The organism is Thalassotalea sp. G20_0, assembly GCF_017744175.1.
GTDB lineage: Bacteria > Pseudomonadota > Gammaproteobacteria > Pseudomonadales > Endozoicomonadaceae > Endozoicomonas.
On the sequence record NZ_JAGHQV010000054.1, the window covers coordinates 1 to 20,990 of the forward strand.

The 20,990-nt window shown below is 48.2% G+C and carries 18 protein-coding genes; 10 read left to right on the forward strand and 8 right to left on the reverse strand.

Annotated features, from left to right (window positions below):
• Window positions 1-293: 293 nt before the first annotated feature.
• Window positions 294-1,808: an IS1182 family transposase gene (locus J7438_RS21665; RefSeq protein ID WP_209278190.1), complete on the reverse strand. Its 1,515-nt coding sequence runs from the start codon at window positions 1,806-1,808 to the stop codon at window positions 294-296.
• Between the two features lie 528 nt (window positions 1,809-2,336).
• Between J7438_RS21665 and J7438_RS21670 the strand changes: the two genes are divergently transcribed.
• Window positions 2,337-2,684: a hypothetical protein gene (locus J7438_RS21670; RefSeq protein ID WP_209278191.1), complete on the forward strand. Its 348-nt coding sequence runs from the start codon at window positions 2,337-2,339 to the stop codon at window positions 2,682-2,684.
• 181 nt (window positions 2,685-2,865) lie between these two features.
• On the opposite strand, the gene gcvP is transcribed toward J7438_RS21670, so the two are convergent.
• Together gcvP and J7438_RS21680 are read right to left on the reverse strand one after the other, a co-directional pair.
• Window positions 2,866-5,802, reverse strand: a complete 2,937-nt coding sequence (gene gcvP / locus J7438_RS21675) for an aminomethyl-transferring glycine dehydrogenase (RefSeq protein WP_209278192.1) — start codon at window positions 5,800-5,802, stop codon at window positions 2,866-2,868.
• Between the two features lie 123 nt (window positions 5,803-5,925).
• The gene (locus tag J7438_RS21680) at window positions 5,926-7,299 is read right to left on the reverse strand and encodes an L-serine ammonia-lyase (RefSeq protein WP_209278193.1); all 1,374 of its coding nucleotides are present in this window, start codon (window positions 7,297-7,299) and stop codon (window positions 5,926-5,928) included.
• 17 nt (window positions 7,300-7,316) lie between these two features.
• Here J7438_RS21680 and J7438_RS21685 point away from each other — a divergent pair, with 17 nt between their 5' ends.
• The 4 genes from J7438_RS21685 (at window position 7,317) to J7438_RS21700 (ending at window position 9,519) form a co-directional block, all read left to right on the forward strand.
• The gene (locus tag J7438_RS21685) at window positions 7,317-7,544 is read left to right on the forward strand and encodes a hypothetical protein (protein WP_209278194.1); all 228 of its coding nucleotides are present in this window, start codon (window positions 7,317-7,319) and stop codon (window positions 7,542-7,544) included.
• Window positions 7,545-7,677: 133 nt separating this feature from the next.
• Complete coding sequence (locus J7438_RS21690) at window positions 7,678-7,971, forward strand: BrnT family toxin (RefSeq protein WP_209278195.1); 294 nt, start codon at window positions 7,678-7,680, stop codon at window positions 7,969-7,971.
• Complete coding sequence (locus J7438_RS21695; RefSeq protein WP_209201584.1) at window positions 7,968-8,177, forward strand: BrnA antitoxin family protein; 210 nt, start codon at window positions 7,968-7,970, stop codon at window positions 8,175-8,177. The genes J7438_RS21690 and J7438_RS21695 overlap by 4 nt, the downstream gene beginning before the upstream one ends.
• Window positions 8,178-8,964: 787 nt before the next feature.
• Window positions 8,965-9,519 carry a hypothetical protein gene (locus J7438_RS21700; protein WP_209278196.1) on the forward strand — a complete coding sequence of 185 codons (555 nt, stop codon included), beginning with the start codon at window positions 8,965-8,967 and terminating at the stop codon, window positions 9,517-9,519.
• Window positions 9,520-9,603: 84 nt separating this feature from the next.
• Here J7438_RS21700 and J7438_RS21705 read toward each other — a convergent pair whose 3' ends face one another.
• From J7438_RS21705 to J7438_RS21720, 4 genes are all read right to left on the reverse strand, one after another.
• Window positions 9,604-10,050 (reverse strand): transposase, encoded by a 447-nt coding sequence (locus tag J7438_RS21705; RefSeq protein WP_209278197.1) that lies wholly within the window; start codon window positions 10,048-10,050, stop codon window positions 9,604-9,606.
• A complete protein-coding gene (locus J7438_RS21710) occupies window positions 10,047-10,610 on the reverse strand; it encodes a hypothetical protein (protein ID WP_209278198.1) in 564 nt (187 codons plus the stop codon). Before J7438_RS21710 ends, J7438_RS21705 begins: the two co-directional genes overlap by 4 nt.
• Before the next feature lie 82 nt (window positions 10,611-10,692).
• The gene (locus tag J7438_RS21715; protein ID WP_209278213.1) at window positions 10,693-10,896 is read right to left on the reverse strand and encodes a transposase; all 204 of its coding nucleotides are present in this window, start codon (window positions 10,894-10,896) and stop codon (window positions 10,693-10,695) included.
• The gene (locus tag J7438_RS21720) at window positions 10,815-11,075 is read right to left on the reverse strand and encodes a transposase (protein ID WP_209278199.1); all 261 of its coding nucleotides are present in this window, start codon (window positions 11,073-11,075) and stop codon (window positions 10,815-10,817) included. Before J7438_RS21720 ends, J7438_RS21715 begins: the two co-directional genes overlap by 82 nt.
• 385 nt (window positions 11,076-11,460) lie before the next feature.
• Here J7438_RS21720 and J7438_RS21725 point away from each other — a divergent pair, with 385 nt between their 5' ends.
• From J7438_RS21725 to J7438_RS21745, 5 genes are all read left to right on the forward strand, one after another.
• Complete coding sequence (locus J7438_RS21725; RefSeq protein ID WP_209278200.1) at window positions 11,461-12,555, forward strand: FAD:protein FMN transferase; 1,095 nt, start codon at window positions 11,461-11,463, stop codon at window positions 12,553-12,555.
• An 87-nt stretch (window positions 12,556-12,642) separates the two neighbouring features.
• A complete protein-coding gene (nqrM, locus tag J7438_RS21730; RefSeq protein ID WP_209278201.1) occupies window positions 12,643-12,876 on the forward strand; it encodes a (Na+)-NQR maturation NqrM in 234 nt (77 codons plus the stop codon).
• Between the two features lie 303 nt (window positions 12,877-13,179).
• Window positions 13,180-14,574: a Si-specific NAD(P)(+) transhydrogenase gene (sthA, locus tag J7438_RS21735; protein ID WP_209202361.1), complete on the forward strand. Its 1,395-nt coding sequence runs from the start codon at window positions 13,180-13,182 to the stop codon at window positions 14,572-14,574.
• A 245-nt stretch (window positions 14,575-14,819) separates the two neighbouring features.
• A complete protein-coding gene (locus J7438_RS21740) occupies window positions 14,820-19,175 on the forward strand; it encodes a LamG-like jellyroll fold domain-containing protein (protein WP_209278202.1) in 4,356 nt (1,451 codons plus the stop codon).
• A 125-nt stretch (window positions 19,176-19,300) separates the two neighbouring features.
• Window positions 19,301-19,708 (forward strand): basic helix-loop-helix domain-containing protein, encoded by a 408-nt coding sequence (locus J7438_RS21745; RefSeq protein ID WP_209278203.1) that lies wholly within the window; start codon window positions 19,301-19,303, stop codon window positions 19,706-19,708.
• Between the two features lie 102 nt (window positions 19,709-19,810).
• On the opposite strand, the gene J7438_RS21750 is transcribed toward J7438_RS21745, so the two are convergent.
• Window positions 19,811-20,518, reverse strand: coding sequence for a hypothetical protein (locus J7438_RS21750; protein WP_209278204.1), 708 nt, complete (start codon window positions 20,516-20,518; stop codon window positions 19,811-19,813).
• Window positions 20,519-20,990: the final 472 nt, after the last annotated feature.

Consider the following 20,990-nt stretch of genomic DNA (forward strand, 5'->3'; position numbering starts at 1 on the left):
CTAGGAGGCTGACCGAGAATAGACTGCCCTACTGCGGTTGCGATAAATTGGTCTAAAAATTCCTGCTTCTTCGTCAAATAGCCCCGCTATTCTCCTCAGAATCAGAAATTTTTATCCTCAATTTCTCACAATCCTCGTTACGGGCGCTATTCCCGGTCAGCCTCCTAGGAGGCTGACCGAGAACTAAGCAGGAAAGCAACCAGCAGGGCAACAAAAATTTAAATCTTTTAAAAAATAGTCGAAATTTTAGCTTAATTAGCTATTTTGAGCAGTTTTTAGACTTATTAAAGCCTTTATGCTGCCTTTTTAACCTTTTTTACACCGTCAAGACGGATTGACCCCGTTGTCGCCGCCTTCACAAATTTTTTGATATTATGCGCCGTGCAAACCAGTGAAAACTCTGCTGCCACTTTCTCTTTTCCGCGAAGGCTGAATCCCCGAAATCCCGAATTTTTGATCTGCCCAAACGCTGGCTCTGCAATAACTTTACGACGTTCGTAAACTGATTTGGCTTCGGTACTTTCCATTTTTTTATTCATAGCCTGCCGTGCAGATTCAAACCGGTCGGTGCGGATAACCCGGCCAGGCTCTTTGTTTGCACCACTGCATCTTGAACGATATGGACAGTCACTGCACACTTCTTTGCTGGCCCGGTAGCTCTTTCTTTTGGCCTTGCTCAAGGGGTTCGTGACCAGCCGTTCATTGGCTGGACAAACAAACACATCGGCTTCAGCATCATAGGCAAAATCGGCTTTGACAAATTTCCGATCCGAATTTTCAAGTGCTTCTTCCGCTGGCTTTTCACCTCTATCCGTTGCGATATAGCCATCAATGTTACGTTGTTCCACCGCATGCAGATTGAGTCCGGAAAAATAACCATTATCCATGCTCATTTTATCTACCATCGCACCACCGGTTGCTTCGGACAGGGCATTCAATGCAGGCTCTACTTCCTGGATATCATTAGCTTGCTTGCTGAGGTGCTGACCAACGATAATCTGATGATCCCCATCTACGCTGATCTGGGCATTGTAACTGTATTGGCAATACCCTTTTTTGCTCATAATTCGAGCATCATGGTCGGCAAAACTGATCTGCTTTTTGTCGTCAATCTGCTCATCAGGATTCAGGGCTTTTTCCCGTTTTTCCAGTGCTTCTTTTGCCGCTTTTATCTTTTTCAGGCGTTCCTGTTTGAACTGTAAGTCCTCTGGAATGGTATAACCATTGGCCTCTTTGTAAGTATCGTCTTCCTGTTGGTCAGACAGGCTGGCTTTTTTGATCAGTTCATCAATTTCTGCACTGAGCTCGGCTTCTCTGCTTTTCAGCCTGCCGTAGCTCATTGCCTTATGCTTTGAGCTGCTGGCTTTGAACTTTGATCCGTCCAGGCTGATATGGCCCAGTGAAGCCATGCGCAACTCCATTGCCAGCTTGACGGAATGTTTGAAACAGTCATGAAAAAACGACAGGTTATCTTTACGAAAATCACCCAGCACTCTGAAGTTCGGGCAGTTCATCTTTGAAATGTACATAAATGCCAGATCCTGCCGACAGCGTCGTTCAATTTGGCGGGAGCTAAAAACACCGTGGCTGTAAGCATAGATTAGGATTGAAACAATCAGCTTTGGCGGATAGGCATGTTGCCCAAGATGATGATACTTTTTTTCAACTTCCGATGTGTCGATGCTTTGGAAGAGGCTCTCGTAAACAAAGCAGTCATGATCGGTGGGGAGCAGATCAAAAATGTTGGTTGGAAACAGCAGGTGCTGGTCAACCTCAACGGGACTATCCTTGAACTTTGGCTGTGACATTTGGCATAAGTCATTTTGATTTTGAGGCTTATGATAACATAAGCCTATTCTCGGTCAGGCTCCTAGCAGGAGTGTTTGCTCATCCGAATCCACATACTCGCCCAGTGGGTGAATGGGCAAAATCGTCAAATCTCTTGTCCTGCAAGGGGTAAAACGATATTTCAGAGTTTCAACATAACTATTCGCTAAAATCAGCAATACTGACCCGCAAGCCGGTTAAGGTTACCCACTTAATGTGGACTGTAGGCTGGGTTGGGCCAGGTGATCATTAGCTATGTGTCCATTAACCCGGATATTTCATAAACTGCCCGGAATCTCGCTTGTCTTTTGCCGCTCTAAGGGAGTTTTGCTCAGTCGACCGTACTCCCCGGTACGGCGCTCCCACACAAAATCCCTTAGAGCGACAAAGTCCCGCGCGAGATTCGGGGCAGTTTATGAAATATCCGGCTTAGACTTATGTCTAATAATAATTTATTTAAATTGAATATATATTTATAAATAATGAATAAGTACACAAGGAGGTAGTGTATGATGAAGCCAACAACTGGGGATTTAGTGTCAGCAGCTACGCAAATCTTTTCGGTTACGACAGGATGTTCTGAAAATATCTTGAATGTATATGATAAGAAAAAAGGAAATCCAACATTGCTGCAAATGAAACTAACACCCGAAAATGTCAGTAAAATTGTAGATTTGGAAAATAAAGCAGCTGTAACTGGCACATCCAAAACATTTGCAGATCGTGCTGCAAAAATTGCAACACCTTTAAGGCCTTTCATCGCTCATGCTGCTGCACAATTATTAGTCACAGCTCAATCAGGTTATTTCAGCAATAACGAGTACGCTGAAGAAGCACTGCAAGGGATAATAGTATAAAGAAATTGTCCTGAAATAATTCTGATATTTCGCCTCTATAGTAACGAGCCATTAATACCATCCTTCGTATTCTACACGATCACGCCGGTGGTGATCTTATGAGGCAGGAAGTTCGATGGACGAATCTTTCCTGCCGAAATATTTCCCGGCAACTTCAGAAGACAAACACTCCTGGTGATTCTTATTGATAATTATCAATGCCGGGGCATGAACAGATAAAATTGCGGTCGCCAAACACGTTGTCGATGCGATTGGCCGTAGGCCAGTATTTCGCCTTATGAGCGGCAGGTGACGGAAATGCCGCGACCTTCCTGCTGTATGGGCGCTGCCATTCATCTTCCGCCAGGTCTGCCATGGTGTGGGGGGCGTTGACCAGGGGGTTGTTGTCCGTTGGCCATGTGCCGTTGGCGACCTGATCAATTTCCTGCTTGATTGAAATCATCGCATCAATAAAGCGGTCTATTTCTTCCCTGGATTCAGACTCGGTTGGCTCGATCATCAGGGTTCCGGCCACGGGGAAAGACATGGTCGGAGCATGGAAACCATAATCCATCAGGCGTTTGGCAATATCTTCCTCGGTAATACCGCAGGCTTCTTTGATCGGGCGAATATCAAGGATGCATTCGTGGGCAACGTGGTTGTTTCTGCCCTGATAGAGAATCGGGTAATGATCACCCAGCCGTTTTGCCATGTAGTTGGCATGCAGTATGGCCAACTCTGTTGACTCCCGTAGACCCAGGCTGCCCAGCATGGTGATGTACATCCAGCTGATGGGCAGTATGGATGAGCTGCCGTAAGGCGCAGCAGATACGGCACCAATGCCTTCATTATGGCCTTCGACCGGGCTTATTGAATGGTTGGGCAGGTAAGGTGCCAGATGGCTCTTGACACCAATGGGTCCCATACCCGGACCGCCACCACCGTGGGGAATGGCAAAGGTCTTGTGTAGATTGAGATGGGAGACATCGGAGCCGATATCGCCGGGACGGGAGACACCGACCATGGCGTTCATATTGGCACCATCCATATAAACCTGGCCGCCATGATCATGAATGATCTGGCAGATGGTGCGGATCTCTTCTTCGTATACCCCGTGGGTGGAAGGGTAGGTGACCATCAGGGCAGAGAGGCGGTCACTGTACTCTTCCGCTTTGGCTCTCAGGTCATTGACATCCACGTTACCGCTATCATCACAGGCGACAATGACAATTTTCATGCCGAGCATCGCCGCTGAAGCGGGATTGGTGCCGTGAGCGGAAGAGGGGATCAGGCAGACATCGCGGTGCTCCTGCCGGTTTGCCCGCTGATAATTACGGATAGCCAGAAGGCCCGTATATTCCCCCTGGGCTCCGGAGTTTGGCTGCATGGAAATGGCGTCATAACCGGTAATCTCTACCAGAGCCTGCTCCAGTTGCCGGATCATGGTCAGGTAACCCGGAATCTGGTTTTTGGGCGTGAAAGGGTGGATGCTGGAAAATTCAGGCCAGGAAACCGGCAGCATTTCTGCCGCAGCATTGAGCTTCATGGTGCATGAGCCCAGTGGAATCATGCCATGAACCAGTGAGTAATCCTTGTTTTCCAGCTGCTTCAGATAACGCATCATATCGGTTTCTGAGTGATGGCTGTTGAATACCGGGTGACTCAGGATGCTGTCTGAACGTCGCAGTTCCGGTGAGAGTCCGATGGTGTTCTGGGTATGAGACAGCTGACTGTTATTGGCCGAGATCTGGCGGTCAATGGAGGCAATATTCAGCTCTTTGCCTTCACCCATAAAGATATTGAACAGTTCAATAATGTCTTCAGAGCGGGTGGTTTCATCAAGGCTGACACCCAGGCGGTCAGAACCAATACGGCGCAGGTTACAACCATATTTCAGCGCCCGCTGGATAATGGTTTCCTGCTCACTGCCTACCTTGAAGGTCAGGGTATCAAAGAAGGTTTGGTTGCACTGGAAACCCATTTCAGTGAGACCGTGATGAAGGATTCGGGTCAGGCGGTGTACGCGTTCGGCAATGGTTTTTAACCCTTCCGGACCGTGGTAGACCCCATAAGCGGCCGCCATGTTGGCCAACAGAGCCTGGGCAGTACAGATGTTGGAGGTGGCTTTTTCCCGGCGAATATGTTGTTCACGGGTCTGCATGGCCATACGCAGGGCGGTATTGCCACGGCTGTCTTTGGATACCCCGATAACCCGGCCGGGGATTGAGCGTTTCAGTTTACCGGTGGTGGCAAAAAAGGCTGCATGGGGGCCGCCAAAGCCCATGGGTACGCCAAAGCGCTGGCTGTTACCCAGAACAATATCAGCGCCAAGCTCCCCGGGGGATTTCAATAAGGTGAGGGCCAGCAGATCAGTGGCTACTGAAACCATGGCACCCTGTTGTCGGGCCATGGCGGCAATGCTCTCAATATCTGTGATGTTACCGTAGGTGCCCGGATACTGAAGTTGCACACCAAATACATCGTGATTGCCCAGTTCGGTATGGGGGTTACCAACGATAACGTTGATGCCTAACCAGTCGGCACGGGTTTTCATCACATCAATGGTTTGTGGGTGCACGTCATCGGCCACAAAGAATGTTTGTGAGGCCGCTTTGCTGCGTCCCACGCTGCGCAGACAGAGAGTCATGGCTTCTGCAGCGGCAGTGGCTTCATCCAGAAGGGAGGCATTAGCAACCTCCATGCCCGTAAGGTCCATAACCATCTGCTGGAAGTTCAGCAGCATTTCCAACCGGCCCTGGGATATTTCTGGCTGATAAGGGGTATAGGCGGTATACCAGCCAGGGTTTTCCAGCAGATTACGCAGAATGACATTGGGCACTTCGGTGTTGTAATAGCCCATACCAATATACGACTTATTCACTGTATTTTGCCGGGCCAGGGCATAGAGCCCGGCAAGGGCCTGCTGCTCAGTTTTTCCGGCAGGAAGTGCTAACTCCCGATTTAACCGGATGCTGCCCGGAACGGTGTCATTGATCAGCTCTGCCAGCGATTTGAGCCCGAGACTTGCCAGCATGGCCCGCTGCTCCTGCTGGTCAGAACCTGTGTGACGATGGGTAAAGGCATCGTTATGTTCCAGTTCTGCCAGTGTCGGCAGAGTAGAAGTGTGTTCAACGGCCATGTTGTCGTCCTGTTTTCACTATTACGTTATTTTAATAAAATTTTTTTGAACTGACGCATTTGTTGTTAAAAACAAAGGTCAGCAGTGGAAATAAAAGACAAATGTTGTTTTCGGTTCGGGTTTTCAGCACATCACGACATTGACAGCCAGACCACCGGTGGCTGTCTCTTTGTATTTATCCTGCATATCAAGCCCCGTCTGGCGCATGGTTTCAATGACGTCATCCAGGGAAACCCGGTGCTGCCCGTCACCTTTCATGGCCAGCCGGGCCGCATTGATGGCCTTGACAGCGCCCATGGTATTGCGCTCAATACAGGGAACCTGTACCAGACCGGCTATCGGATCACAGGTCAGGCCCAGGTTGTGCTCCATGCCTATTTCAGCGGCATTTTCAATCTGGCGGTTATTGCCGCCCATGACCGCGCACAGAGCGCCTGCCGCCATGGAACAGGCCACCCCGATTTCCCCCTGACAACCCACTTCGGCGGCCGAGATTGAGGCGTTCTTTTTATAGAGCATGCCAATGGCTGCAGCGGTGGCCAGAAAGGTCACAATACCTGATTCAGTGCTACCCGGAACAAAACGATCGTAATAGGCAAGAACCGCCGGAATAACACCGGCTGCGCCATTGGTTGGCGCGGTAACGACACGACCACCAACGGCGTTCTCTTCATTGACGGCGATGGCGAACAGGTTAACCCAGTCCATGACTTCCAGGTGATCCTGCTGGTCTTCGGGGCGGTTCAAAAGCTCCTGATGCAGCTGGTTTGCACGACGATTGACGTTCAGGCCGCCGGGAAGTACCCCTGTCTGCTCACAGCCACGGTTGATGCAGCGATCCATTACCTGCCAGATATTCAGCAACGCTGGTTGGATCTGGTCAGATCTTCCCAGGTGTTGTTCATTCTCCAGGACAATTTCACCAATGGAGAGCCCGGTTCTGTCTCCGATATCCAGAAGGTCCTGAGCGTTATTGAACGGAAAGGGGACCTGAATGTCCGTTGCCGAAGTCGTCTGTTCGGTTTCCTCTTCATTCAGTACGAACCCTCCGCCCACGGAGTAATAATTATCATGAAAAAGCTCAAGGCCTGCTGCATCAAAGGCTCTCAGCGTCATACCGTTGGGGTGCTTGGCAAGCGAGTGACCATGCAAAAAGTGAAGGTGTTGATCTTCGACGAAAGGGATCGGATATTGGCCGGCAAGTATCAACTCACCGGTGCTGCGGACATCGTTGATCAATGTCGGAGCCTGGTCAGGATCAAGCTGATCCGGTTTTTCACCCATAAGGCCCAGCATCACGGCAGTATCGGTGGCATGGCCTGTACCGGTCATGGCCAGGGAGCCATAGAGCTCAATACGAATCTGACGGGTATTCTCAAGCTGCCCCAGTTGGAGCAGGGCGTCAAGGAAGCGGTTGGCGGCTACCATCGGACCCACAGTATGGGATGAGGAAGGGCCTACACCAATCTTGAACAAATCGAGAATACTTAAGCTCATCGCCATGACTCCATTTGTTGGTATATTTTTGTGATATCTGCTTTCAGGGCTATTTTTTTGTTATTTATCAAAAAGAAAGATGGTCAGAAGAGCCATTAATAGAGAGCAGCCTGAAACCAGGCATCAATGGATTATTAACGGGTTTTGACCAGATCACTGAATTCCTGACGGCAAGCGTAACAATACCTTCCTCTTACATCAATAAACAAGTTTTCAATAAGAAACAAATTTTCACAGCGGCATGATGGTGGGGCTGTTTGCAGCCACCTGGGCGAGCCCGCCCTGAGTATGGCGAAAGACAGAGCCAGAAGAAGGCCTGACACCGATTTCCCAAACTGACTGCTTGAAAACAACTACATTGTAGTTACACTTTGTTGAATGAAGCACCTTACCTTTGAATGGGATGATGATAAGTCCCGTAGTAATCTCAGGAAGCACGGTATCAGCTTTGATGAAGCCAGAACTGTCTTTTTTGATGAGAATGGCTTGCTCACAGGTGACCCGGATCACTCGGAAGTGGTTGACCGTTTTATCCTTCCTGGCATGAGTGTAAGCCTGAAAATTTTAGTTGTCTGTCTCTGTTACCGAACGGATGAGGTGATCCGGATTTTTTCCGCGAGGAGTGCAACCCAAAAAGAAACCGACACCTGCACATCGAGAATGAAGCCATGAGAGAAGAGTATGATTTCAGTCAGGGCGAAAAAAACCCTTACGCCAAGAAGCTAAAAAAGCAGATGACCATTCGCATTGATGAGGATGTCATCGATTATTTTAAAGCTCTCTCTGACGAAATGGGGATACCCTATCAGAGCCTGATTAATCTCTACCTTAAAGATTGTGCTGCCAATCAGCGGAAACTGTCGATGTCCTGGCGGTAGCTTCAGCAGAAACCAGTCTCGGGTCTTGAATCTTGCAGTCTATTCTCGGTCAGCCTCCTAACCCGGATATTTCATAAACGCTGCTACAGCTCGAATGATTGATTTTTTTTGAACAAAAATAGCCAGTCAGATCGTAGCAGCGTATTTCTCTGCGGTGATATTGTGTCTCGCCTTGGCTTTTTGTCAAAAAACATACCCATTTACCTGATACCAGTCGCACTGAACCCTCAATCTCTTTCAGTTGATTCAATAAAACGCCTGCCAACTTAAAAGTTGTGTCTCTTATCCCGGTTCAAGGAGTGAGTATCATCATTCCCAAAGGCGCTGGAAAAGCAGGAAAGAGAAAATATGTTTAGAGATTATGGGTAAATACTTGGCCCGGGAAAACATGTTCATTCCTCAAAGATGATTCCACTTATTCATCCAACTCAGGCAAAAAAAATATTGGTTTGTTCCATCATTTTATTCAATCCGCTGCGCTGTTACCCTGTACGATGGTTTTACAGAAAAAGTACAGGATCCATCTCACACGGTTGTCAACGCGCTGGCAGTTGGCTCCCTGCAGAATGGGTTCCGTACAATCCCTGGAATGACAGCGGCGTAAAGTAACCGGTTTTCTGCTAAGGACTCGCCGGATTTTTATCAATGAAAAAAAGTGGTCCTTCAATCAAATATTTTGAACTTTTTTCTGGAAAGAAAGTCGGAGGTTAGAGGAAACGTTTTAGTTTGATCTATCACCGTAATAACTAACTAACTAAGTAGCCCTTATTTTCAGGAATTAACAATCATGCAACCAACTCCGAATGCGCCGTCCAAACACTTGTTAGACTATATAGATTTTGATTTGCTGGCAGGTTCGGCCTGTTGTGGAGTTATTGGTAAAATTTTCGGTAACACCGTTAGCCCTGTAATACCTGAACCTGTTGGTTTTATGACATTTTGCGGTGCCAATCTCCTGGCTGGCACCCTGAATCGTCGCAGCATTGCCTGGCATAAATACACTGATGCACTACTGCTCAAAAACAAACAGCAGTTAAACAATGCACTAGTGGAAAGGTTTGAACAATTATCGGACAGGCTGAGACAGAGTACTTTGAAACTTACCGAAAACCAGAAAAAAATAGTGAATCTTGAAAAGAATATTAAGGAATTGAACAAAAAGCCAATGGAAAAGCTGGATCAATTATACAGGGAACAAAAAGAGATTCATGAGAGCTGCAAAACAAATCGTGAGGAAATTGCTGCCCTCCGCGAACTATTAAACAAATCAACGTTGGTAACTGACCAGCCTGCACCATTGAACCAACTACCCACAGACACTGCACAACAAAAAAACAAGTAGTTGCTCTGGATAGCTCCAATAAAGTTACTCATACAGCAGTTGGCAATCCTTGCTGAGTGAAAATACCAGCACTTAAGGTAGACATTAAGCCCCACCTACAGTGCAAAGGCCTAATCTTGTACGCCCTGAACAACCATCTCGTGCAGGGTGTTCACGTTTTGCATTATCTCCCCAGAAGTTGAGCAGCTTTTTAATACATGAGACCAGTGATTTTCCTGCATTCATCAAAGATAGAATCAGACTGCCAAACAGCCTGGTCCCGCTTTTCATCACCTTGTGCGTCGAGATTTCCTCAATGGCACCACTGTTGTAGAGGTTCGCCTGCACAGCGTGAGCAAGATACCTTTTCAACGTCACAACGACGAAAGACATCAGAATCAGGCTAAACAACAACGTGGCAGAGTTAGTGTTAAAACGATGCCACCCTGAATAGGACTTGATCTCTTTGAAGATAAGCTCTATTTGCCACCGCAGACGATAAGCCTGAAGCACTTCGCTCAAGATGAACTCCACCCGGTTCAGGTTGGTCACAGTGAAAATATTCTGGTTACTGGAAGCAACCTGTTTTGGTGCTTATTGGGAACAAGCGTGTTGTTGGGAACTCTGATGCAGATGGGCCAGTTACTATGAACCAGATATTTCAGCCATTGTTTTCCTTTAAACTCTCTATCCATTAGCAGACGCTGTATGGCTTGCTCAGGGAAAATTTTTTGGAACCTCTTGAGCTCAATGCGTTCAGTCGTATTCGAGCAACCTTTTTTGGGCAGGAGTGTCCATAAAATCGGGATAGACATTCCCTTGTAGTTTATTGCCAGAAACAGGATGTTGATTTTGAAAATCCCAAACATCCAGTTAGTTCTATCCATGCTGAGCTGCCACTTGTCTTCCGGGGCGAACAGACTGGCAATCAATGTGGCCATGATACTTTCATCAAAAACCACTTCGAGAAAAAACGCTGAATCCGTCGGTAACAGGAAAGGGTCTGCGACCTTCCGGGGAAGGTGGTTGCAAGACTTGTGAAGTTTATGGTTTGTTTTTCCAGCAGCCCAAGTACGAGGAAAGCAAGGACGTTCAGGCGACACTTGTTCCATTTCAAATAGGTTCTAACCCGAATATTTCATAAACACTGCAAAAGTTCGACAGGCTGATGTTTTTTTGATCAAGCACTGCCTGTCAGATCAATACAGTGGTTCTCATTTCGTAATGCAGAACATACGCGGCACAGGCGTAGTACATACGCAATGCATTCGCCCGAAAGCCCATATCCGATGTCCGATCACAGGACAGATCATTTTTCAGGTGTTTGATGCAGTTTTCATCCTGTCCTCTGGGACAATAGAACTGCTCATAAACGCACCGGGCCGAGGCATTCTTGATTGATGTCGTTTGTCCCGGATTGCCTTGACGAGCCGGGGAATTAGCTCACTGCGGATGGCCATTTCATGCAGTAACAGCGCACCAAAATCGGAGGACAACTCTCCTCCGTTAAAATCAGCTCTGACAGTTTTACCATTAACAGGGTGAAAACGAAGGGTTTCTTGTGTATGTTTCGCCATAGCAGGTTCCGGTTTGCTTCTTCCGAAGCTTTCTTTTGGTCGACCCAATCATATCAAGTGATTGGGCGGAACCTGCTCTTATTTATGAAATATCCGGGTTAGAGCGACAAGGGACAAGTGAGAGCGGGAGCACGTTTATGAAATATCCGGGCTAAGTAACTGCCCGAATCGTTCCGTTTAATCCCTGATGATTATCCCACAGGCAGGTGCTAGAATCCGGCCAGACTTTCAGCCGGGAGCTTTCTCAGAGCATCTTTTCCAGCGCACCGACATAAGGTAGTTATCCTTGCCCGCACTGTTTTAAGAGAACTACCTGAGATTGACCCACGCCCCATTGAACCACTATCAGGAGCTCCACTTGCTTTTCCGATCACTGAAGCGATCATTGATACCTGCCATCATTGTGCTGGTGGCGTTATTTCTGGTGTTGAGTACGCGGCCCAGGCTGAATAGCTTTCAGGGGCAGGTTATGGGAACGACCTTTAACGTCAGTTATGTAGCGACTCTGTTCAGTCATCCGGTAAAGGATGTTTCTGCTGTAGTTCAGGATGCCCTGGCTGATGTGGATCAACGGATGTCAACCTATAAACCAGACTCTGAGCTGATGAAGTTTAACCGGGCCCCGGTAGGGGAGCCATTTAAACTGTCCGGTGATATTGTTCAGCTGGTTCAGCAAGCCAGGGAGATTTCTGATCTTTCGGATGGAGCCTACGATATTACCGTAGGTCCCCTGGTGAACCTGTGGGGCTTTGGCCCGACACAATGGGTTGCCGTCAACGACAGTCAGGATGATAGTGACTCCCACCCGCTGGCCAATGCTCCGGAATTTGTCAAATGGATAGAGGACCAGTATCCGGGCCATATTCCCGAGGCAACGGCTATTCAGGAAGCCCTGGCCAACGTTGGTTATCAAAGTCTGAAAGCGGACCCTGAAGGTTCAACCCTGACCCGGGAAAAGGCGTTGTTTGTTGATCTGAGTTCCATCGCCAAGGGCTATGGTGTTGATCAGGCGGCAGCGGCTCTCAGGGCTCAGGGTATTGAGGACTTTATGGTAGAGGTTGGTGGCGAAGTGCTGGTTCATGGGGTCAAGCCTAATGGCAACCCCTGGCGATTGGCGGTGATCGGTCCTGAAATGGGAAAAAACGGCGTGTCAGCATTGGTTGAGCCTCTGGACAAGGCGCTGGCAACCTCTGGTGATTATCTGAATTTTTTTGAAGTCGATGGCAAACGTTACTCACATACCATTAATCCTGTTACCGGCTGGCCTGAAGCCAAGCGGGTAGCGGAAGTGGCTGTCATTGCCGATACCTCGGCCCGGGCCGATGCCCTGGCCACCATGTTTATGGTGCTGGGGGATGAGAAAGGACTGGAACTGGCGAACAGGCTAGGTATTGCGGCACGTTTTGCCTATTATACGGATGAAGGATTTGCAACGGTAACCAGTGAGGCCTTTAAGCCTTACCTGGTTCAACAGCCATGAACAACCTTGAGCGGGAAATAGCGCTGCAATAAACAGGTTCCGTGTATCACCTGAACCATTTCATGGTAAATAATGGAGGAATCAGTCATGACCATTATGCTGATTACATTTTGTACTTTTCTGGTACTCATTGCGGCTATGGCGGTGGGTGTAATTTTTGCCAATAAGCCGATTAAAGGCTCCTGTGGTGGCCTTAGTAATCTTGGCCTGAAGGACAGCTGTGTTATTTGTGGCGGTGGAGACAAAACAGACCCTCTTTCCGAGGTGAATGATGACCTGTTTTATGACGCGACGGCTGCAAGTCAGAGTAAAAAGGCGTAATCGTTTCTGGTTACGTTTGTTTTTTATTGGTTGTAGACACCAGTGACAGCCTCTTGGGAGCCTGACCGAGAATAGCGCCCGTAGCGAGGATGGTAGAAAATTGAGGATAAAAATTCGGTTTTGTGAGGTGAATAGCGGGGCTATTTGCCGAACAAAAGCGGATTTTTAGACCAATTTGCTGCCACCACAGTAGGGCAGTCTATTCTCGGTCAGGCTCCTAGTGTAAAGCTTTTTGGACACTCAAAGTATAAGCTGTAAATAAGAATAAACGGATAATGTGTTGGAACCGGGGGAATCGAATAAATGGGTGTCAGTAAATACGATTTGGTCATCCTTGGGTCGGGGCCTGCGGGTGAGGGGGCGGCCATGAATGCCGTCAAGCTTGGTAAAAAGGTCGCTGTCGTTGAGCAGTTTAACTTTGTCGGTGGCAGCTGTACTCACCTGGGTACGATTCCATCCAAGGCTCTGCGCCACTCTGTCAAACAGATCATGGATTTCAATACCAACTCCATGTTTCGTGAGATTGGTGATCCCCGCTGGTTCAGCTTTCCCAAAGTATTGAAAAGGGCGGAATCGGTGATTCAGAAGCAGGTGCAGTCCCGGACCATGTACTATGCCCGGAATCGCATTGATCTCTACTTTGGCCGTGGTGTCTTTATTGATGAGCACACCCTGGAGGTGACTGAGCCCAGCGGGAATACGGAACGTCTGTTCGGGTCCAACTTTCTGATTGCCACCGGTTCCCGTCCCTACCATCCACCCGGTGTCGACTTTCACCATCCCAGGGTTTTTGATAGTGATTCCATTCTGGAGCTGTCCTCTACGCCACGACGCATGATCATCTACGGTGCCGGTGTTATCGGCTCTGAATATGCCTCGATATTCTCTGGTCTGGGCGTGCTGGTGGATTTGATTGATACCCGTGAGCGGCTGCTGTCGTTTCTTGATAAAGAGATTTCCGATGCCCTGAGCTATCAGCTGCGCAAAATGAACGTCATTATTCGCCATAATGAAGAGTTCCAGAAACTTGAGACCATGGATGATTGCGTGGTGCTGCACCTCAAGTCGGGTAAGAAACTCAAGGCCGACATGTTGCTCTGGGCCAATGGCCGGACAGGCAATACCCAGGCAATGGGGCTGGAAATGATCGGCCTTAAGCCCGATGGCCGTGGGCAGTTAAGTGTTAATGAAAGCTATCAGACCTCATTACCCCATATTTATGCGGCGGGTGACGTCATTGGCTGGCCCAGTCTGGCCAGTGCCGCTTATGACCAGGGCCGCTCAGCGTCAGCACACCTTTGTAACAGTGAGGACTGGCACTTTGTCAATGAAGTGCCCACGGGAATCTACACCATCCCGGAAATCAGCTCTGTGGGTTGTACGGAAGAAGAACTGACGGCAGATGCCATTCCCTATGAAGTGGGCAAGGCGTTTTTCTCCAGACTGGCCAGGGCTCAAATCACTGGCGAGGTAGTTGGCATGCTGAAGATCCTTTTCCATCGGGATACCCTGGAAGTGTTGGGCATTCACTGTTTTGGTGATCAGGCTTCGGAGATTATCCATATCGGTCAGGCGGTGATGCGGCAAGAGGGCAAGGCCAATTCACTCCGTTATTTCCTGAATACCACATTTAATTATCCGACCATGGCTGAAGCTTACCGTGTTGCTGCTTTGGATGGGCTGAACCGATTGTTTTGATCCTGTTTAATCGGCTTATCATCTCAGCTGTGCCCGGAGTATGACTGCTTCCGGGCGCAGCTGAAATTCCGGAACACCCTTTTTAGCCTGACCATCCAAACAGAGGGTGATTCTGTTTGTTATACTAAGAACGTTTCTGAGGCAGGACTTGAATTTTGCTTTATGCAAAGACCTGCCACCGTTTCCCGCCTACGCTTTTTGCCGCCTTTTTCTCTTATCACCGTAAACGACCAGAGTTGTGAACCATGAAAGACCTGCCCCCAGCTTTCGTGATCCCGGCTTTCGAAACTTACCGGGACCCCGCTACCAGCCAGCGAAAAACAAAGGCTAAACAACAGGTCTGGCTGGTTCTATTGATATCTCTACTATTCCTGCCGCTCACTTTTGCAGAGATTCCCAAAGGCAATCCTCAGCCAAACGCCGCGGGAGTGGTAACCCTGCGCGGCTGGGACGCCAAACTGGGGGCAGGTATCACCTGGCAGGAAAACGCCAAGTACTTATTGTTCAGCGGAAGTTCTGCTGGCTCTCAAGCAGAATGGACAATCAAAGGCCTGGAGAACATCTCTTACGATGTGAACCTCTTGCTCAGAAATGTCCCTGCCAGCTCTGCTGGCAAGAGCGTTCAGTTACAAATCGGCCCGGAAACGCTTCAATTTACTCTGGCCCAGACAAGTGGTGATTTAACAAGTATCAAATTAGGTACAGCTACGCCTGGCGAAGGAGAGCACACAGCATTTTTAAAAGGTTTGGACGACTACAATGACCGCTTGATGGAAGTCTATCGTATCGTCTTGACTCCAGTTACCATCCAGCGTTGGTGGAATCCCCTTGGCCAGACATGGGAGACGAAGAGACCCCCTTTAATGCTCGGAGCCCAATGGTATACCGGCAATGGTAACTTCGACACGCCATCGCCAATGAAAGATGTGGATGATGCCCGTCTTAACCGTAAAGGCTATGCAATTGTAACCACCGAGAAGCTTAGAAAAAATCTGACAAAGCTAAATGACTTTATCGCTCATAAGGAAGCCCTCGGCTTTACCGTATATGTCGTCACAGAAAAAGATCACGGTGGCGGTCATGGTGTCTATGCTGCGGATAACATACGTACCTGGCTGCGTAATAACTATCAGAACAAGGATATTCTTTATGTCCTTATGGTCGGTGATCCCGATATTTACCAGGGCGATGTGCCGATGGCCATTGCCAAAGGTGGCATCTCACGTTTTGAACGCCAGGCTAAAGTCGATGCGGGTAAAGTCACAGATTGGCACGAATATACCTATGGGGTAGCGGCTACTGACCATTACTACGTGGACCTGGTGAATGAAACGATTGATGCCGATGGTGATGGCGTTCTCTACAGTAATGGCGATTGGGGTAAAGGGCATTCAGGGCAGTGGAGTGTACTCGTTGGTCGTATCCAGGTGGCGGGTGAAGGCAGTCAATTTGGCAAATACAGTGATGTGGATGCGATCTTGCAGAAGTTTATCGATTACGAAAACGAGGCAGATATCACTTGGCGCTACAGACCGGATATCAACGACACGACCTGGAATATCAATGCAGCTGTCTACGAATATGCAGGCGTTGAGTATCGGGTTCGCGGAGGTGTTGGCGATGGCCACGTCCCAACAGATTTCGAACAGTGGCAGAATGACCACTTCCTGACCAACTACGATATTGGCTATATCCGTACGGGTGGCCATGGTACACCCACTTGGACACAAGGTGGTCTCAGTGTCGACTTCTCACGCAACCATGGTAACAATGTCCGCCCGTACTTATCTGAGATCGGCTCCTGTGAAGCCTGTGAAGTTGGTTACGACAATAACCTTTGTGCCTCCCAGTTACGTTATGGTTCCATTGGCGTCATGGGAGGGACGCGCCCGGTGGGGTCACTGGGCAAAAATAATGGTTTTGGTGAACCGTTCTACCGTCACAGCCGCTTCGATATTTTCACCAAAGGTGAGCCCATGGGACTGGCACACTGGCAGAGAATGTGTGATGGGCATCGTAGTATCACAGGAAGTGATATTGTCTGGACACTCAATGGCGATCCGTCCATCAAGGTGATGCCACAGGCGATGAAGCCAACTTACCCGATTATCGCCCGCCCGACTCAGGAAGTCGTCTATGACTGGGATGGCAATACCAAATTACCACAGCAAGAGTACGATATTACCAACAACACAGATGTAAGTCAGACTCTGGCAATTCAAACAGACAGTCCGTGGTTAAGCCTTGACAGGACATCTGCCTCGCTGGCAGCAGGTGAAACGATCACTGTCACTGCTACAGCTAATAATGCCGCCGTGAACCTCGATGAAGGCCAGTCTGTTGCTCATATTTATATCAAGGAAACCGGTGGTTATACCACGACCCGGAAATTCAATATCTTTAAACGAACACCACACGTTGATGGTTTAATCGACTTTGATCATGTTGTTTCAGGTCAATCACAAACACTGGGTTCTGGTGGCGCTAAAGTGGCAGTCAATGAGGCAGCTGTCGTTTCCGGTGGTGTCAGTGGCAAGGCGTACGACACATCTATCGACACCAATGGCCTGGTGATCGGCAATGATGTAATACCCTCTGCACGCCATCACAGCATGACACTCTCTTTTTGGTTTAATTCCGCCCAGGCGATCAGTTCTAACGTTAATTTACTTCATGGTTCTTATGATAAAGAGTCACTCAACATTGATATCGTCAACCATGGCACAGGCATAAAAATGCACTGGCCTTCTTCACAATTAGCCGGTGGCATAGAGTGGAATGAGATCGACGCCAAATACACCAATGAAGGGACTGTAGGCATTGCAACAGGAACCTGGCATCAGGTAACCATGGTCCATGAATATGGCGGTATCAACAAACTCTTTTTCGATGGTCAGCTGGTCGATTCTGCACCCCACGTGGGCTATGCCTATAACTTTAACAGTCTGACTTTTGGCAAGGGCTTTAACGGGCTCATCGATGAGATTCAAAGCTTTAACTATGCCCTGAATGACACTCAGGTTGCTGCCAATTATCAACGGACTAAACCGGTCCCGATTGCTCCTGCTTATAACGGTATTGTTGCTGCGGGAGATGTCCAATTTGACTGGACAGGCGTGCGCGGTGCTGCAGGCTACGAACTCTTTGTCAGTTCAAACAAAACGGATGTTGATAACCCGGACAGTGGCTTGACAGCAGCCTGGAAAGGCAGCCCTACTGAAGTTGTACAGACGGTTAACGACACCGACCAGATTTTCTGGCGAGTGGATGCCGTCATGGTTGACGCCAGTCGTATCCGGGGCGATACCTCCAGCTTCCGAAAAGTGGCTTCTGGCTCTGTGGCTCATACCAACCAGGCTCCGGTGGTCACTCAGCCAACCATTAACCTTGGTACCATTGAAGGAAGTAAACCATTTGGACCTTTTGATCTGAGCCAATACTACAGTGATCCTGAGGGAGGTGAACTCCTCGTCTTCCATAAAGATACGGCTACTGGTACTTATGGGCCATGGGGTGGTGCCTTTTCCGCGGGTTTGAACGTCCATGGTAGCGGCCAGGTTTACTCTAATGAGGGGGTAACGAATGCTGATGCGCAGACCATAAACCTCAAGGTTGTCGATGACCGGGGTCAGGAGACGTTTTTTGACTTGCATTACAAGGTTGAGCAGGCCCCGAAATTCACCAGCAATGCTTTTCTCGTATTGGAAGATACAGCGGTCAACACGGTCGTTACGACGCTCACCGCAACGGATGCCAACCATGGAGACACAACGGTATTATATTCTGCAGTGGGTGGTGATGGACTCAGTCACTTCGCAGTTGCCCCTGATGGTAAAGTGACCTTAATAGCGGCTTTGGACTTTGACCTGAAACCTTCATACAGCCTCGTTGTCAGTGCAACCGATGAACATGGTTACTCTTCTGAACAGACCTTTACCATTTCAATTGGCAACACCGTGGGGCTACCGCTTCATACTACTTATTCGACGTCTTTTGCAGGCGCTACGCTCACCGACTCTGGCTTATCTGCGGATATCCCTGATAGCTCACTGGCTTCTATTACCATCGATGAGGTTAATGATCGTCTCGACATTACCACAACGGGCAATACGGATATGTGGAAGGCACGTAACAATGGCCCTATTGCTTATTTTGCAGCACCCGGCTCTGAGTCCTGGGCAGTGGAAACCGAAGTCGAACTGAACGCCGCACAAAATCGTCAAATTGCAGGTCTTACTGTCTATGCGGATGAAGATGGTGCACAACCGGTATTTTCCTATGGCCTGGACTACTGGAGTGGCCGTGATGGACTCATTAACCTCCAAGGCCTTGGTACCAACAACCCGCTTATTAACGTCAGTGCCAACGCTTCTGGCAAGGTCAAACTGCGTATGGAAGTGATTGAAAATGGCAATGGCACCGGAGTTGACAGGTACACGTTCTTCTATGACCTGTTGGATGGTAATGGCATGCAGAAGCTCACATCTTATGGCTTCGCAGTAGACAGAAGCCGTATTGGCCTATTTCTGAAAACAGCGCATGCACGTACAGCGTACTTCGATAACTTTGAGGTTTCTGAAGATACCATGCCAGCGCCTTAAGTTTTCGGAAAGTGTCGTCTTTCTACTTACCGAAGCCGGGACAGGGCCATTAACATGAGCGTAAAAGGGGGCTGGGGAGTACTTTGCTATATTCATTATTCAAAATGAAGAAGGTAATAAATCAGATGCATATTAATACAATACCAATGCAGCCAAATCAGATGCCACCAGATGAACCATCTGGCGCTATAGGAATAAATCCTGCTAATCATACAAATAAAGATACAACGTTCAAACAGTTCGATGTTCATCAAGTTGATCACCGAAACCGTTATTTCACACCAACTGCAGGGGAAGATACCGATCTCACCACAAGAGAAAGATTGCTAGCGGACATTGATCAGCAGAGGCAAATAGCTAACCTTAGAGAAAGGCATCGTGTCAGTAGAATGAACGACGCCTTTGAGGCACTTAAAAATAAAATTCCCGGAGCGGCTGGCAAATCATTAACAAAACTACAGATATTAAGACAGGCATGTCTACACATTAGAGCCCTTGAAAACCAACTCAGAAATCCCCCCGGACCTTTCTGATTGGTTGAACGGTGTTATCGTTGATGCACAGTAGGGGGGTAACTGTTTGAAGGTTTAGTCTGCAGCTGGTAACCACCCGGGGCGATACCAGGGTAAGAATGATTATCCTGGTTTCACTTCCTTTTTTGCTTTTTCTTTGCGCGCTCTATCGTAGTTCCTTTGGCGCTCCCTTTTGTATGCTGCAAAATCGGGATCATTATGGTAGCGCTTCCTTTGATACTCCCTTTGTTTCTTCTTGCGGCGTTCTGCAAAATCGTGATCATTCTTGTATTGCGCCCTTTGGCGCGCCCTTTCGCGCGCTGCATAAACCTTATCATTATTGTAGCGCTCCCTTCGGCGCACCCTTTCTCGTTCAGCGTATTCAGGGTTTCGGCGAAGCTGCCTTATACGCTCCCTTTCACGCTCACGGAAAGAATGGTCTTTGCGAATCGTCTTATAGCGGTTCCTTTGGCCCTGCCTCTGGCGCGCAGCATAAGCCGGATCATTCTGGTAACGGCTCCTTTGGTGCTCTATGCAAGTGGGACCATTGAGAAGTTTTTGGTACTCGGCGTAATCAGGGGCTTCCCGGTTGTGCTGCCGCGGAGGAAAATTATAGGGCTGGAAAGCAGTCTTTTCGCGAAGTTCACTTTGGTGCTTAATTATTGCAGCGTTACCCTCAGTTATTTCTTCTGTCTGGTGGAGAGGGGCAATTGTCGTTTGGATCAGGTTTGGTGTGTTAACTACAGCAATAGGCTGAAAATCTTGGGGGTTGAATAATTGATAATCTGGATTCCAATAGCTAATTGTAGTTGGCTCCCTGATCTCAGGCACACTCCCCGGTAAGCATGCCTCTGTTATTGATGATGGTGGATTATTAGTTCGTTCATAAGCAGGATGGCATGGTACATATTCATCAAGAACTGATTGAGGTATCTCTTCAAGATCAGTTCTGAGGAGGTTTGCCGTGTCATGAATTAATTGAGAGTCAATATTATGTTCAGTCAATAATTTTAAAAAATTTTCATTATTCGGGAGTACGGCTGATTGGCTATGGTAAACAGGAAAAGGATTGTCCAGCCTGATAACAGACCTGCCTTGATAGATTGACAGTTGTTCAACAGGATAAGGTTGTTCTATTAAATTTAAAGAGTCGAAATAAAAGCCAGAAAAAGCAGGGTTGTGCGAAGGTATGCTGTTGTGGTAGTTCATTGAATTATTAAATTACTGAATTATAAATTAAGACTGATATTCGTGATAAAAGTTCATCCCTGATACACATTCAATACTTATGTCAACCTGGAGT

Bases quoted from the DNA above. Each gene is read 5' to 3' on its own strand.
- J7438_RS21665 (WP_209278190.1), bottom strand. From the start codon at position 1,808: ATGTCACAGCCAAAGTTCAAGGATAGTCCCGTTGAGGTTGACCAGCAC.
- J7438_RS21670 (WP_209278191.1), top strand. From the start codon at position 2,337: ATGATGAAGCCAACAACTGGGGATTTAGTGTCAGCAGCTACGCAAATC.
- gcvP (WP_209278192.1), bottom strand. From the start codon at position 5,802: ATGGCCGTTGAACACACTTCTACTCTGCCGACACTGGCAGAACTGGAA.
- J7438_RS21680 (WP_209278193.1), bottom strand. From the start codon at position 7,299: ATGAGCTTAAGTATTCTCGATTTGTTCAAGATTGGTGTAGGCCCTTCC.
- J7438_RS21690 (WP_209278195.1), top strand. From the start codon at position 7,678: ATGAAGCACCTTACCTTTGAATGGGATGATGATAAGTCCCGTAGTAAT.
- J7438_RS21695 (WP_209201584.1), top strand. From the start codon at position 7,968: ATGAGAGAAGAGTATGATTTCAGTCAGGGCGAAAAAAACCCTTACGCC.
- J7438_RS21700 (WP_209278196.1), top strand. From the start codon at position 8,965: ATGCAACCAACTCCGAATGCGCCGTCCAAACACTTGTTAGACTATATA.
- J7438_RS21710 (WP_209278198.1), bottom strand. From the start codon at position 10,610: ATGGAACAAGTGTCGCCTGAACGTCCTTGCTTTCCTCGTACTTGGGCT.
- J7438_RS21720 (WP_209278199.1), bottom strand. From the start codon at position 11,075: ATGGCGAAACATACACAAGAAACCCTTCGTTTTCACCCTGTTAATGGT.
- nqrM (WP_209278201.1), top strand. From the start codon at position 12,643: ATGACCATTATGCTGATTACATTTTGTACTTTTCTGGTACTCATTGCG.
- sthA (WP_209202361.1), top strand. From the start codon at position 13,180: ATGGGTGTCAGTAAATACGATTTGGTCATCCTTGGGTCGGGGCCTGCG.
- J7438_RS21740 (WP_209278202.1), top strand. From the start codon at position 14,820: ATGAAAGACCTGCCCCCAGCTTTCGTGATCCCGGCTTTCGAAACTTAC.
- J7438_RS21745 (WP_209278203.1), top strand. From the start codon at position 19,301: ATGCATATTAATACAATACCAATGCAGCCAAATCAGATGCCACCAGAT.